A 13,780-nucleotide genomic window follows, 5' to 3' on the forward strand; every position below is an offset into this window, starting at 1 on the left:
TTGAGCCATGACTGCAACCCACGACCTTTCGTTTGTCTCCCTGATCGCCAATGCCCATATCCTGGTGCAGCTGATCATGGCATTGCTGCTGTTGCTGTCGATCGTGAGCTGGACTTATATTTTCCGTAAGATCTTCGCGATCCGCGCCGCGCGCGCGCAGACCGAACAGTTCGAGCGCAGCTTCTGGGCCGGCGGCAACCTGCACACCCTGCACCAGAGCGCCAGCAGCCAGCGCGACCAGAGCGGCCCCCTGGCCCGCATCTTCGAGGCCGGCATGGGCGAATTCATCAAGGGCAAGCAGGCTTCGCGCGAAGCCCTGGACATGAACTCGGTGCTCGACGGCGCCCGCCGCGCCATGCGCGCCTCGTTCCAGCGTGAACTCGACACCCTCGATTCGCACCTGAACTTCCTGGCCTCGGTCGGTTCGGTCTCGCCGTACATCGGCCTCTTGGGCACCGTGTGGGGCATCATGAACTCGTTCCGCGGCCTGGCCAGCGTCGAGCAAGCCACCCTGGCGGTGGTCGCTCCCGGCATCGCCGAAGCGCTGATCGCGACCGCGATCGGCCTGTTCGCCGCAATCCCTGCCGTGGTCGCGTACAACCGCTTCACCCACGACATCGACCGCCTGGCGAACCGCTTCGAGAGCTTCGTCGAAGAATTCTCGAACATCCTCCAGCGCCAGTCGCGCTGATCCGCCCACGAGAACCGGGAGAGTATCGGGATGTCATTTTCCAGCAGCATGCGCGGCGGACGTCGCCGCAAGTTCAAAGCCGAGATCAACGTCGTGCCGTATATCGACGTGATGCTGGTGCTGCTCATCATTTTCATGGCGGTGCCTGCGAATGAGGCGCCGAGTGTCGTCAATCTGCCGCGCGCCGAGAAATCCGCGCTGCCGCCGGACACGTATATCCAGATTTCCATCGAGCCGGGCAACAAGCTGTCGATCGGCGTGCACGGCAAGGTCAAGGTCGCCCAGGACGAAGTGGCCGACCGCTCCGCCCTGCTGCAGCGCCTGCGCGCGCTGCACGAAGAGAATCCGGACTTTCCGGTCCTGATCGCCGGCGACCGCGACAGCAAGTACGACGACGTGATCCAGCTGATTTCGGAAGCCAAGAAGATGGGCATCAACCGGGTCGGCCTGGCCACCCAGTGACGCCGAAGATATGACCGCAAAGAAGTCAGCCAACGACGGCGCGCCCTACTACGTGCCGCCAGAACCGAAACCACTGCCATCGTTCCTGTTGGCGGTGGCGGTGCACGCGGCGCTGCTGGCCTTCCTTGCGATCGGCGTGAGCTGGCAGAAGGTCAACCCGGTATCGGTCGAGGCCGAGGTGTGGGATATGTCGGTGCAGACCGCCGCGGCGCCCGAATTGCCGCCCGAGCCGGCGCCGGAACCCGAGCCGCAGCCGGAACCCGAGCCCGCGCCGGAACCGCCGCCGCCGCCTCCTCCACCGGAGCCGGTGGTGGAGCGTCCTGCGCCGACGCCGGATCCGGAGATTGCGCTGCGCGAGGAAAAGAAGCGCAAGGAAGAAGAAGCGAAGAAGGTTGCTGCTGAAGACAAGAAGCGCAAGGAAGCCGAGGAGAAGAAGCGCGAGGAAGCCGCAGAGAAGAAACGCGAAGAAGCCGAACAGAAAAAACGCGAGGAAGCCGAGAAAAAGAAACTCGAGGAAGCCGAGCGCAAGAAGAACGAAGCCGCCGAGAAGAAGAAGGCCGACGCGGCTGCTGCCGAGAAGAAGAAAAAGGAAGCCGCTGCCGCCAAGGCCGAGGCCGCCAAGCTGGAGAAATTCCGCCAGGAAGAACTCAAGCGCATGGCCGGCGCCATGGGCAGCACCGGCACCGTCGCGAAATCGACGGGGCCACGCAGCGATGGCGGTTACATCGCCGCGATTACGGCCGCGATCAAGAGCGCGACGGCGTATCCGGGCAATACCGACGTGGGCGGCAATCCACGCGCCACCTTCCGGGTGGAGCAGTTGCCAACCGGCGAAATCATGTCGGTACGCCTCGTGAAAAGCAGCGGTGTGCCAGAATTTGACAGAGCAGTGGAAAATGGTATCAAGAAAGCATCTCCACTTCCCAAGAAGAAGGACGGGACCGTGGAGCGTACGCTTGACGTGAATTTCTCGATGAAAGATTACGATTGATTCGGTTCGAACCAGTTTTACTAGAGACACCATGAAAAAACTTCACATTTTGCTGTTCAGCGTTTCCCTTGCGATAGGGACTACAGCCAATGCGCAGATCCAGATCGAAATCGCCGGCGTTGGCAGCAACCAGATTCCGGTGGCCATCGCCGCCTTTGCCGACGAATCCGTCGCTCCTGACAAGGTCTCGGCCGTCATCCGCGCCGACCTCGAGCGCAGCGGCGTGTTCAAGGTCATCGACGCCGGCCAGGTGATCAGCGATGCCGACGTCGGCCAGGTCAACCTTGGCGCATTCAAGGCCAGTGGCGCCGACGCGCTGGTGGTCGGCAGCGTGGCGCGCCAGCCGGACGGCCGCTTCGCGATCCGCTACAAGCTGCTCGACACCGTCAAGGGCGGCGAAATCTCGCAGCTGGGCGGCGAAGTCCAGCCCCGCTACACCCGCCTGCAGGCGCACCGCATCGCCGACGACATCTATGAAAAGCTGACCGGCGTGCGCGGCATCTTCTCGACCCGCATCGCGTATGTGAAGGAAGACCGCGCGGCAAGCCGCTTCGCGCTAGCCGTGGCCGACGCCGACGGCGAGAACGAGATCATCGCGACCCAGGGCAAGGAACCGATCATTTCGCCGGCCTGGTCGCCGGACGGCATGAAGGTCGCCTACGTCTCGATGGAAAACCGCAAGCCGGTGGTCTACCTGCAAGACCTGATGACCGGTCGCCGCAACGTGATCTCGAACCAGAAGGGCAATAACTCCGCGCCTTCCTGGTCGCCGGACGGCTCGACCCTGGCCGTCGCCCTGTCGCAGGACGGCAACACCGAAATCTACACCGTCAATTCGAGCGGCAGCGGCCACCGTCGCCTGACCAATAATCCGGCTATCGACACCGAGCCGCAATTCTCGGCCGACGGCCAGACCATTTACTTTACGAGCGACCGCAGCGGCGGCCCTCAGATCTACAAAATGAGCGTCTCGGGCGGCAACGCCACCCGTGTGACGTTCAACGGCAACTACAACATCAGCCCACGCGTGTCGTCCGACGGCAAGACGCTGGCCTGGATTTCGCAGCGCGGCGGCGCTTTCTCCTTATACGCGATGGACCTGGCAAGCGGCCGGGAACTTCGCCTGGCCGATGGGGCCACCGAACCGAGTTTTTCGCCTAACGGCAAGTACATCATGTATGCAACCAAGGGCGGCGGGCGCGTCTCGCTTGCAGTGGTGTCTGTGGATGGACGGGTCAAGCAACGCTTGACGACCAAAGCGGGAAACATTCGGGAGCCCAGCTGGGGTCCTTTCATGAAGTAAGAAGTAAAACCTTAACCAGAACAGGAGAAAATCCATGCGCAACTTCAAGAGTCTCGCCTTCATCGCTTCCGCTGCCGCCCTGCTGGCCGCTTGCTCGTCGCCAACCAAACTGGAAGACACCCCAGTCGTTGAAAAGTCGCCAGAGCCAGCAGCACCAGTGGCTGACGCACGTGATATCCGTCCAGTGGAAACCGGCACCGTCGACCCACTGAACGATCCAAAAGGCGTCCTGGCCAATCGTAGCGTCTACTTCGACTACGACAGCTTCGTGGTCCGTGCCGACGGCCAGCCAGTGGTGCAGAACCACTCGGGCTACCTGACCAAGAACACCTCGCGTAAAGTCCTGATCCAAGGCAACACCGACGAACGCGGCGGCACCGAGTACAACCTGGCCCTGGGCCAGAAGCGTGCTGAAGCCGTCCGCCGCTCGATGTCGTCGCTGGGCGTGTCGGAAGGCCAGATGGAAGCCGTCTCGCTGGGCGAAGAAAAGCCGAAAGCAACCGGCAGCAACGAAGAGGCCTGGGCTGAAAACCGCCGCGCTGACATCGTTTATCAGTAATCAATCCAGCTGATCGGGCCGATCAGCGTTGATTGACATGGGGCGGGACGCAGTGCAGACTGCTACCCGCCCCGTTTTATCTCAGCAACCGGTTTAGAAAGAGCAACGCTTATGATCAAACTGTCTCCGTCCCGCCTCGCCTGCCTCGTCCTGGCCCTGTGGATGCCGCTGCACGCCGTGGCCGGCCCGTTCGATGACAACGAAGCGCGCAAAGCCATCCTTGAGCTACGCACCAAGGTCGACAACATCACGCGCGACCTGACCGCGCGCATCGACGGCAAGTCGGACAAGACGGTCCAGATCGAGATGCTGAACCAGCATGAGCAGACCATGCGCGAGATCGCACGCCTGCGCGGCCAGATCGAAGTGCTGCAGAATGAATTGTCCAAGGCCCAGGAAAGCCAGAAGCAGCTGTACGCCGACCTCGACGCACGCATGAAACGGTTCGAGCCGCGCCAGGAAGTCATCGATGGCCAGACCGCCGAAGTGATGCCGACCGAGAAGACCGCCTACGAGGCCGCCACCGCCCAGTTCCAGTCGGGCGACTACAAGGGCGCCTCCGTCGCGCTGCAGGAATTCGTCAAGCAGTATCCGCAATCGGCCTACGCGTCGAATGCGCAGTACTGGCTGGGCAACACTTATTACGCACTGGGCGACTACAAGAAGGCCATCGCGGCCCAGCAGGTCGTGACCACCACCTACGCCGACAGCGCCAAGGTGCCGGACGCCATGCTGAACATCGCCAGCAGCTACGCCCTGCTGAAGGACAACAAGAACGCGAAGAAGTCGCTGCAGACGCTGGTGTCCAAGTATCCGGACTCGAGCGCGGCGCAGACGGCGCGCGATCGGTTGGCGTCGCTAAAGTGATTGTCAGGCGTTAGCATCGCCCTGATCGGGCTCGGCAATTGACAGGTTCGAGGCCGGGCTCTATAATCTCGTTTCTTCGGGTCGTTAGCTCAGTTGGTAGAGCAGCGGACTTTTAATCCGTTGGTCGCGTGTTCGAGCCACGCACGGCCTACCAAAGATTCTCAGAAACGCCAGCCTTCGGGCTGGCGTTTTTGTTTTTACCTTATTATTTCCCTTTTGATCAAGGACGATAGCGCCATGACTTACGAAGACTTCCTCGATGAAGTAACGACCCTGCTCACCGAGATCTACAACCTCGACGACGAAGCAGCGATCAAACTGGTGGTCGATGCACAGGACGCAGAGTACTTCGTCGCGCACGACGACAAGGAAGAACTCCGTACGGTCGCCCAGGCCAAGCTGGACGCCGTCGCGCTGTACGAAGCCAAGCAGAACCGCAACCAGACGCAGCGCAAGCAGCAGCAGCGCCAGGTGCAGAAAAAGAAAGCCCCCTGAGTCCGTCTTGAGCTGGAGGAGCACCCATGACGATGGACTTCGCCGAGCACATGACTGTCGATGGCCTCGTCTACTCGACCCATTCCTTTGCGGTCGAGCCGTATCGCAAAGAATGGCGCCAGTCGGTACCTTCCTTCCTGTGGAAGTTCTATCCGCGACCGGCGCCTGGCTAGCTACGCGGCTTCCGCCGCCGGATGCGCCTGTTTGCGATACAGGAACTCCAGCACCGCCTTCCGGTGCTCGGTATAGCGCAGATCCTGCGCGAGCGCGACCCGATCGCGCGGTCGTTCCAGTGACACCTCGACGATTTCGCCGATCGTCGCAGCCGGCCCATTCGTCAGCATCACGATCCGATCCGACAGCAACACCGCCTCATCCACATCGTGCGTCACCATCACCACCGTGGACTTGGTCGCCGCAACGATCTTGAGCAGCTCATCCTGCAAATGCGCCCGCGTCAACGCATCGAGCGCACCGAACGGCTCATCCATCAGCAGCACCTTCGGCTCCATCGCCAACGCCCGCGCGATGCCCACCCGCTGCTTCATGCCGCCCGATATCTCATGCGGCCGCTTCGCCTCGGCACTGGTCAGGCCCACCAGCGCCAACGCAGCCATGGTCCGCTCGCGCAGCTGAATCCGCGTCTCGGCTCCGCCAAACACCCGCTCGACCCCGAGATGGATATTCTCATAACAGGTCAGCCAGGGCAGCAGCGAGTGATTCTGGAACACCACCGCCCGCTCCGGCGACGGCCCGGCGATCTCGCGATTCGCGCACAGCAGCACGCCCGCCGTCGGTTTCAACAAGCCGGCGATCAGGTTCAGCAAGGTCGACTTGCCGCAGCCCGAGTGCCCGATCAGCGTAATGAACTCGCCCTTGCGCACCGCCAGGTCGATGCCCTGCAGCGCCTGGAACACGCCCTTCTTCGTATGAAACGCCATCTCCACGCCGGTGATGTCGATGAATTTGGTTTGAAGGTCATCCATGATCGCGCTCCTTAATCAGTTAGCCACTTGTTCGTGCGTCAGCGCCCGCGCCAGCGCCACCAGCGCCTGCTCGAGCAGCAGACCCACCACGCCAATCACGACGATGGCGATGATGATGTTCGCCACGTTCAGGTTGTTCCACTCGTCCCACACCCAGAAGCCGATGCCCACGCCGCCGGTCAGCATCTCGGCCGCCACGATCACCAGCCACGCGGTGCCGATGGCGAGGCGCACGCCGGTCAGGATGTACGGCAGCGCCGACGGCAGCAGGATCTTGGTCAGGATCTTCCACTCCGACAGGTTCAGCACGCGCGCCACGTTCATGTAATCCTGCGGCACGCGCTGCACGCCGACCGCCGTATTGATGATCATCGGCCAGATCGAGCAGATAAAGATCGACCAGATCGCCGCCGGATCGGCCGACTTGAACACCAAGAGGCCAATCGGCAGCCAGGCCAGCGGCGACACGGGTTTCAACAGGCTGATGATCGGGCCGAACATGCCGTTCACGAACTTCACCCGCCCAATGACGAAACCCAGCGGAATGCCCACCAGCGCCGCCAGCCCGAAGCCCACCGCTACCCGCTTGAGCGATGCCAGCACGTTCCAGCCGATGCCCTGGTCGTTCGGGCTGTTGTGATAGAAGGGATCGGCGAACAGCTTGAGCGCTTCCTGGAAGGTCATCAGCGGCGACGGGAAGGCCTCGTTGCGGGTGGCGATCAGCTGCCACACCAGCACGACGAATGCCAGGCCCACCAGCGGCGGCAAGACCGCCTTCACCGCCCTGGCGAACGGCTGCGCGCCGCGCACGACGGGCGCCGGCTTGCGCGCGGGAGGTGCGGCACTGGCGGCACTGGCGACTGGCGCGTCGACGGCGAGCGGCAACGTAACAACGGTCGCGCCGCCACCTGCAGGCGCATGGCGTTCGGATTTCAGGATAGCGTTCATGGCATTCCCCTATTCACACAAGATGACAGCAAATGAAAATCAGACCCTGACCTTGAACGAGGCGGCGTAGGCTTTCGGGTCCTTGCCGTCCCATACGGTGCCGTCCATCAGCTTCGAGCTGCGCATCGGGCTCGCAGGCACCGGCGCCTTGGCCACGGTCGCCGCGTCCTTGTACAGCGCAACCTGGTTGACCGCGCTGGCCACGGCCAGGTAGTCCGGATCCTGCTTGAGCAGGCCCCAGCGGCGATGCTGGGTCATGAACCACATGCCGTCCGACAGATACGGGAAGTTGACCGCGCCGTCGTTGTAGAACTTCATGTAGTTCTGGTCGTCCCAGGTCTTGCCAAGGCCGTTCTGGTAGCGGCCCATGATGCGCTGGTCGATCGCGTCCTTGCTGGTGTTGACGTACGATTTGGCGGCGATGACTTCGGCCATCTTGTTCTTGTTGGCCATCGAGGCGTCGATCCAGCGGCCGGCCTCGATGATGGCGGCCATCATGGCGCGGCAGGTGTTGGGGTGCTTCTTCGCGAACTCCAGGGTCGAGCCCAGCACCTTCTCCGGATGGTCGCGCCAGATGTCCTGGGTCGTGATGGCGGTGATGCCGATGCCGTCCATGATGGCGCGGTGGCCCCACGGTTCACCGACGCAGAAGCCGTCCATATTCCCGACCCGCATATTGGCCACCATCTGCGGCGGCGGCACCGTGATGACTTTCGCTTCCTTCATCGGGTTGATGCCGTTCGCCGCCAGCCAGTAGTACAGCCACATCGCGTGGGTGCCGGTCGGGAAGGTCTGGGCGAAGGTGAATTCGCGTTTTTCGGTGCGCATCACCTTGGCCAGCGACTGGCCATCCACGGCGCCCTTGGTCGCCAGCTGCTTCGAGAGCGTGATCGCCTGGCCGTTGTTGTTCAGGCCCATCAGCACCGCCATGTCCTTGCGCTGCCCGCCGATGCCCATCTGGACGCCATACAGCAGCCCGTACAGCACGTGGGCCGCATCCAGGTCGCCGTTGGCCAGCTTGTCGCGCACGCCGGCCCACGACGCTTCCTTGCTCAGCACGAATTTCACGCCGTGCTTCTTGTCCAAGCCCAGCACCGAGGCCATCACCACCGACGCACAATCGGTCAGTGGGATAAACCCGATCTTGATCTCGGTCTTTTCCGGCTTGTCCGAACCCGCCGCCCACACGCCGCCCGTTGCCAGCCCCATCAAGCTTCCTCCCGCTACCAGACCTGCGCCATGAATGACCTTCCTGCGCGTGACGTCGACTTCGCCGACATCCGCCGTCGCTACGCTCTTCGCTTCAAGCTTCTGATTTTTCATCGCAATCCCAATGTAGTCAGGCAAAAAAAAAGACGCGTACCCGACATGAACGCATTCATGTTCCGGTAGACGTCGTTGTCTTGGTGGGCGCTGCCTTCGTTGGCGGCGCACGCAGCGCTCCATTGCGCTGATGACGATTACGCAATCTTCATGCCAGCGAGCACGCAGAGTGGCGCGCCGTCATTTCGCACCTCCGGCGCACCGCGCGATGGCGGAAATGGCGCACTGCGATTGCGCAGCGCATCATTTTGGACGGGCTGTTGCGTCAGTGCAGAGAACCTGCAAATACGCCCTTCTGCTACCGCATACGGCATGCTAGGATGGGTTGTTGCACTGAGAAAACATCCGTTGTCTCAATCGTGCGCCCCTTGTATATACCGGGCACACATGTAAAATAAATAACGTCCGGAACGCAGCCCGACTTGCATGTCTTGCTCTCGTCCCGGATACCGATTTCGAAGCTTTTGTACTGGCATCCGCATGTCACGCATCCACCGCCCGCCTCACTCCAGCCAGCGTCACCAGACAGCGGCGGGCCGGCGCAGTTGTCAGTAAATCCGCTTCCGCCCAGCGCGCACCGCGCGCCTGACCGGCGAACCATCTTCATATTTCGCCCGGCTCACGCCGGCCATTCATTGATTTGCCTGTCTCCATTCGAGACGGCGTTGGAGTTAACCATGAACACCGAACATACCGAACGCCACCATTCTGCGATCCACGCAGCCACCGCGGTCGACCGCAGCAACCCACGCGCGCCGAGGCGCGGCATCGCCAAGGACATCGTCTCCAGCGGCCGCCGCCTGCGCACCCGCATCGGCGTCATCGCCGCCGCCTGCATCGGCCTGACCGCGCTGCTGATCAACTTCGAGTAAGCCCTGCCGTGCGCCATGCTGCGTGCGGCCCGGTTGTTGCCCAGGTTGTCGGCTCGATGCCGGCTGGGCTATACTGCCCCGCATCATCGTCGATCGGGATCGCATGCAGTTCCAGGCCACACGTCAGCACGCACCTTATTGTGCAGCGAGCGCCCCCCTGCGCCGGGTGCTGGCCTGCCTGTGCGCGCTGATCCTTGCCCTTCAACTCGTGGGCGCCTCGTTCCACGACCATGACCTGTCCGAACAGCTGTCCGACTGCGTCAGCTGCCAGATCGCTTCCCATTCCACCGCCGACCTTCCCGCGGCATCGCCACAACTGCTGGCGCTCTTCCTCATCATCGCCTTCGTCCTTGCACGCCTGCCGCGCCCCGCGCCGGTCGTCCTGCGCCGCTATCTGATTCCTTCCCGCCAGGCGCCTCCGCGCCACTGATCCGTCTTTGAATCCCTCGCGGGTCGCGTCAAACCGGCCTGCGGGCGCGCATGCGCATTCGCGAACGGCGTGCGCCCACCATTTCAGCTTCACCACAAAGGACCACGATGACCATGACTACTCCTGCCCTGGAAGCGAACGGCGTGACCGTCGCCTACCAGTCCACGCCCGTGCTCAACGAGCTGTCGCTGCGCGTCGCGCGCGGCGAAATCTATGCCCTCCTGGGCGGCAACGGCGCCGGCAAATCGACCACCATGAACACCTTCCTCGGCTTCACGGTGCCCCGCTCGGGCAGCGTGCGCGTGTGCGGCATCGACGTCGCCGCCGACCCGCTGGCGGCGCGCGGCCAATTGGCCTATGTGCCGGAGAACGTCGCCCTGTACGAGCACCTGGACGCGCGCGAGAATATCGAATACTTCCTGCGCCTGGCGGGCAGCAGCTGGACCGATGCCACCATCGACGAGGCCCTGAACGCCGTGCGCCTGGATGCCTCGGCCTGGCGGCGGCGCCTCAGCGGCTACTCGAAAGGCATGCGCCAGAAGGTCGCGATCGCGCTGGCCGTGGCGCGGCAGGTGCCGGTGCTGCTGCTGGACGAACCCACCACCGGCCTCGATCCGCAAGCCACCAGCGAATTCAACGCCCTGCTGCAAGGCCTGCGTGCACGCGGCAGTGCGATCTTCATGGTCACCCACGATCTATTGGGGGCGGCCGAGGTGGCCGACCGCATCGGCTTTCTCGAGCGCGGCCACATCAACCACGAAGTCGCGGCCAGCGGAGATGAACGCTACGACGTGCGCGACCTGTACCGGCGCTATGCGGGAACGAGCCAGGCAAAGGATGCGGCATGAGCGCCACCCTGATGCAGGCGCTGCCCGCCATCGCCCGCAGCGAGTGGCGCGCCATGCTGCGCAACCAGGTGGCGGTGGCCGCCGGCATCCTGATGCTGGCGCTGACGCTGGCCGCGATCCTGGTCAGCCATGAGCGTGTCGACGCCGTGAACGCCGAGCGCGCGCGCTTTCAAGGCACGGCCGACGAGCAGTGGAATAACCAGCCCGACCGCCACCCGCACCGCGTGGTGCACTACGGGCATTACGTGTTCCGTCCATTGAGCCCCCTCGCCTTCTTCGATTTCGGCGTCGACCCCTTCACCGGCAACACGCTATTCCTCGAAGGCCACCGCCAGAACAGCGCCAACTTCAGCGACGCCGGCCAGTCCTCGGTGCTGCTGCGCTTCGGCCAGCTCACGCCAGCCTTCGTGCTGCAGGTGCTCACGCCCTTGCTGATCGTGTTCCTGGCCTTCGGCAGCGTGGCGCGCGAGCGCGAGCGCGGCCAGTTGCGCCTGCAGATCGTGCAGGGCATCCCCGGCGCGACGCTATTGCTCGGCAAGCTGGCCGCGCATGCCGGCGTGGCGCTGCTGCTCGGCGCGCCCGCCTTTGTCGCACTGGTCGCGATCGCGCTGCTGCATGCGGCCGTGGCGCCGCAGGCGCTGACGCTGCTGCTCGGGTATGCGCTCTATCTGCTGCTGTGGGTGGTGGCGGCGGTGCTCGTTTCGAGCAGCCTGCCGCGTGCGCGCGACGCCTTGCTGGCCCTGGTGGCCGGCTGGATCGTCACCGCGATCCTGCTGCCGCGCGTGATGCCCGACTTTGCCGCCGACGACATCGGCCGGCCGAGCCGGATCGAAACCGAGGTCGCGATCCACGAGCGCCTGGCGGCGATCGGCGACAGCCACAATCCCGACGATCCCTACTTCAATGCCTTCCGCGCGCGCACGCTGGAGAAATACGGCGTGCAGCGGGTCGAAGACCTGCCGGTGAACTATGGCGGCCTGTTGATGGCCGAAGGCGAACGCATGACGAGCGAACTGTTCGACGAGTTCATGCGCGCCGACTTCGCGCGCCAGCGCCAGGAGAATGCGATCGTGCACTCGGCCAGCCTGTTCAGCCCCGTGATCGCGCTGCGCCGCATGTCGACCGCGCTGGCCGGCACCAACCTCGACAGCCACGCGCGCTTCCTGATGGAGGGAGAAAAATACCGCTACGCCTTCGTCCAGTCGCTCAACGGCCTGCACGCCAACGTCGTGTCGCCGCAAGGCGCCGGCGACGAACGCATCGACAAGCATCACTGGAACGACACGCCGCGCTTCGGCTACCCGCCCGCACCCTTTGCCGAGGTGGCCGCGCGCCACGCCTGGCCCGCCTTCGCGGTGCTGGGCGGCTGGCTGCTGGCCCTGTTCGGCGCCGCTTACCCGATCGCGAAACGCCTCGAAAGGAAGGCCAAATGAACACGCTGAAATTCGAACTGCGCCAGGTCGCGCATTCCAGGCTGGCCGTCGGCGCCGTCGTGCTGCTGGCGCTCTTGTGCGCGCTGTCGGTCTGGACCGGACTGCAGGCCGTGAGCCAGCAGCGCGCGGCGCTCGAGCGCATCGCCGCCAGCCACGCGCAGGACTTCGCCGCCGTCGCCGCCAAGCAGCTCAAGGGCGGCGCGGCCGAAGCCGGCTCGGTCGGCTACTATCTGCCGCACCTGACGGTGAACCCGCCATCGCCGCTGGCCTTCGCGGCGATCGGCCAGCGCGACCTGCAGCCGCAGGCATTGCGCGTGCGCCTGCTCGGCCTGCACTCGCAGCTGTACGAGTCCGAAGCCATCAACCCCGAGCTGGCCATGCCGGGCCGCTTCGACTTCGCCTTCGTGCTGGTATTCCTGGCGCCGCTGTTCGTCATCGCGCTGATGCACGACCTGGTCTCGAGCGAGCGCGAGGCCGGCCGCCTGCGGCTGCTGGCGTCGCTCCCTGCCACCGCCGCCAACACCTGGCGCCGCCGGGTCGGCTTGCGCTATGGCCTGGTGTGGCTGGCCACCCTGCTGCCGCTGGCATGTGGCGCGCTGGCGGCCGGCGCCGGGTTGGCGGGCTTCGCGGCGATCGCACTGGTGGCCACGCTCTATCTCGCCTTCTGGTTCGGTCTCGCCAGCTGGGTCGCCGCACGCGCCCGCACCTCGAGCAGCGCCGCCGCGATCCTGCTGGCCTGCCTGGTCGGCCTGACGATGATCCTGCCGACCCTGGCCGATGCCGCGATCGCGCGCCTGTCGCCGGTCTCCAAAGGCGTCGAGCTGGCGCTGGCGCAGCGCCAGGCCGTGCACTCGGGCTGGGACATCCCGAAGCCCGAAACCTTCGCGAAGTTCTTCGTCAGCCATCCCGAATGGAAGGATACGCCGCCGGTCGAGGGGCGCTTTCACTGGAAATGGTATTACGCGATGCACCAGGCGGGCGACGACGCGGTGGCCGCCGACGTCGCGCAATACCGCGCCAGCCTGCAGGCGCGCGAGGACTGGACGGCGCGCGTCGGCCTCGTGCTGGCGTCGGTGAATGTGCAGGTGCTGCTGCATCGCCTGGCCGATACCGACCTGTTGGGGCAGCTGGCGTACCAGGACCGCATCGCGGCCTATCACACGCAGCTGCGAAGGTTCTTCTATCCGTATCTGTTCGAAGAGCGGGCGATGACGCAGGACGATCTGGCGAACCTGCCGCGGTATGAGCATGTGGCGATGCCTGGCGGCCTGCCGGTGGGCCAGTTGCTGGCGCTGGGGGTGCTGGCGTTCGCATTGCTCGCGATCGGGCTACGCAAGCTGCGCGCCCCACGCTAACGCCATTTTTTTCGTTACCCCCAAAACGTCGTCCCCGCGCAGGCGGGGACCCAAGTTAATACGCGCAGCCACTTCAATTTACATAAGTGGTCTACCGAGAAACTTGGGTCCCCGCCTGCGCGCACTGATGTCCGGAATAATTTCGGGCGCTTGAATAAGCCCGCTTCATAGGAAAAACCACGTCGTTCCCGCGGAGGCGGGAACCCAAGTGTGCCCG

General features: G+C 64.1%; 16 protein-coding genes and 1 tRNA gene. 14 read left to right on the forward strand and 3 right to left on the reverse strand.

Annotated features, from left to right (window positions below):
* Nucleotides 1-7: 7 nt before the first annotated feature.
* From tolQ to SOM61_RS14800, 9 genes are all read left to right on the forward strand, one after another.
* Nucleotides 8-691: a protein TolQ gene (gene tolQ / locus SOM61_RS14760; RefSeq protein ID WP_147933456.1), complete on the forward strand. Its 684-nt coding sequence runs from the start codon at nucleotides 8-10 to the stop codon at nucleotides 689-691.
* Nucleotides 692-721: 30 nt separating this feature from the next.
* Nucleotides 722-1,153 (forward strand): biopolymer transporter ExbD, encoded by a 432-nt coding sequence (locus tag SOM61_RS14765; RefSeq protein WP_123068693.1) that lies wholly within the window; start codon nucleotides 722-724, stop codon nucleotides 1,151-1,153.
* A gap of 10 nt (nucleotides 1,154-1,163) precedes the next feature.
* Nucleotides 1,164-2,144 (forward strand): cell envelope integrity protein TolA, encoded by a 981-nt coding sequence (gene tolA, locus SOM61_RS14770; RefSeq protein ID WP_320474780.1) that lies wholly within the window; start codon nucleotides 1,164-1,166, stop codon nucleotides 2,142-2,144.
* 31 nt (nucleotides 2,145-2,175) lie between these two features.
* The gene (tolB, locus tag SOM61_RS14775; protein ID WP_320474781.1) at nucleotides 2,176-3,447 is read left to right on the forward strand and encodes a Tol-Pal system beta propeller repeat protein TolB; all 1,272 of its coding nucleotides are present in this window, start codon (nucleotides 2,176-2,178) and stop codon (nucleotides 3,445-3,447) included.
* 34 nt (nucleotides 3,448-3,481) lie between these two features.
* Nucleotides 3,482-4,006 carry a peptidoglycan-associated lipoprotein Pal gene (pal, locus tag SOM61_RS14780; protein WP_320474782.1) on the forward strand — a complete coding sequence of 175 codons (525 nt, stop codon included), beginning with the start codon at nucleotides 3,482-3,484 and terminating at the stop codon, nucleotides 4,004-4,006.
* A 111-nt stretch (nucleotides 4,007-4,117) separates the two neighbouring features.
* On the forward strand, nucleotides 4,118-4,873 hold the full coding sequence (gene ybgF / locus SOM61_RS14785; protein ID WP_320474783.1) for a tol-pal system protein YbgF: 756 nt from the start codon (nucleotides 4,118-4,120) through the stop codon (nucleotides 4,871-4,873).
* Between the two features lie 78 nt (nucleotides 4,874-4,951).
* Nucleotides 4,952-5,027 (forward strand) — tRNA-Lys (locus SOM61_RS14790).
* Nucleotides 5,028-5,110: 83 nt separating this feature from the next.
* A complete protein-coding gene (locus tag SOM61_RS14795) occupies nucleotides 5,111-5,368 on the forward strand; it encodes a hypothetical protein (RefSeq protein WP_123068712.1) in 258 nt (85 codons plus the stop codon).
* 26 nt (nucleotides 5,369-5,394) lie between these two features.
* A complete protein-coding gene (locus SOM61_RS14800) occupies nucleotides 5,395-5,541 on the forward strand; it encodes a hypothetical protein (protein WP_320474784.1) in 147 nt (48 codons plus the stop codon).
* Here SOM61_RS14800 and SOM61_RS14805 read toward each other — a convergent pair whose 3' ends face one another.
* The 3 genes from SOM61_RS14805 to SOM61_RS14815 are packed head-to-tail and all read right to left on the reverse strand — an operon-like array spanning nucleotide 5,542 to nucleotide 8,511.
* A complete protein-coding gene (locus tag SOM61_RS14805; protein WP_320474785.1) occupies nucleotides 5,542-6,354 on the reverse strand; it encodes an ABC transporter ATP-binding protein in 813 nt (270 codons plus the stop codon).
* A 15-nt stretch (nucleotides 6,355-6,369) separates the two neighbouring features.
* Nucleotides 6,370-7,302 carry a nitrate ABC transporter permease gene (gene ntrB, locus SOM61_RS14810; RefSeq protein ID WP_320474786.1) on the reverse strand — a complete coding sequence of 311 codons (933 nt, stop codon included), beginning with the start codon at nucleotides 7,300-7,302 and terminating at the stop codon, nucleotides 6,370-6,372.
* A 39-nt stretch (nucleotides 7,303-7,341) separates the two neighbouring features.
* A complete protein-coding gene (locus tag SOM61_RS14815) occupies nucleotides 7,342-8,511 on the reverse strand; it encodes a CmpA/NrtA family ABC transporter substrate-binding protein (protein WP_320474787.1) in 1,170 nt (389 codons plus the stop codon).
* Nucleotides 8,512-9,302: 791 nt separating this feature from the next.
* Between SOM61_RS14815 and SOM61_RS14820 the strand changes: the two genes are divergently transcribed.
* From SOM61_RS14820 to SOM61_RS14840, 5 genes are all read left to right on the forward strand, one after another.
* Nucleotides 9,303-9,497 carry a hypothetical protein gene (locus SOM61_RS14820; protein ID WP_320474788.1) on the forward strand — a complete coding sequence of 65 codons (195 nt, stop codon included), beginning with the start codon at nucleotides 9,303-9,305 and terminating at the stop codon, nucleotides 9,495-9,497.
* Between the two features lie 103 nt (nucleotides 9,498-9,600).
* Nucleotides 9,601-9,927 carry a hypothetical protein gene (locus tag SOM61_RS14825; RefSeq protein ID WP_320474789.1) on the forward strand — a complete coding sequence of 109 codons (327 nt, stop codon included), beginning with the start codon at nucleotides 9,601-9,603 and terminating at the stop codon, nucleotides 9,925-9,927.
* Nucleotides 9,928-10,040: 113 nt separating this feature from the next.
* A complete protein-coding gene (locus SOM61_RS14830) occupies nucleotides 10,041-10,775 on the forward strand; it encodes an ABC transporter ATP-binding protein (protein ID WP_414674995.1) in 735 nt (244 codons plus the stop codon).
* Nucleotides 10,772-12,208, forward strand: a complete 1,437-nt coding sequence (locus SOM61_RS14835; RefSeq protein WP_320474791.1) for a DUF3526 domain-containing protein — start codon at nucleotides 10,772-10,774, stop codon at nucleotides 12,206-12,208. The genes SOM61_RS14830 and SOM61_RS14835 overlap by 4 nt, the downstream gene beginning before the upstream one ends.
* On the forward strand, nucleotides 12,205-13,563 hold the full coding sequence (locus SOM61_RS14840; protein WP_320474792.1) for an ABC transporter permease: 1,359 nt from the start codon (nucleotides 12,205-12,207) through the stop codon (nucleotides 13,561-13,563). The genes SOM61_RS14835 and SOM61_RS14840 overlap by 4 nt, the downstream gene beginning before the upstream one ends.
* Nucleotides 13,564-13,780 lie beyond the last annotated feature (217 nt).

This window comes from Massilia sp. CFBP9012 (genome assembly GCF_034045115.1).
In the GTDB taxonomy this organism is placed as follows: Bacteria; Pseudomonadota; Gammaproteobacteria; order Burkholderiales; family Burkholderiaceae_D; genus Telluria.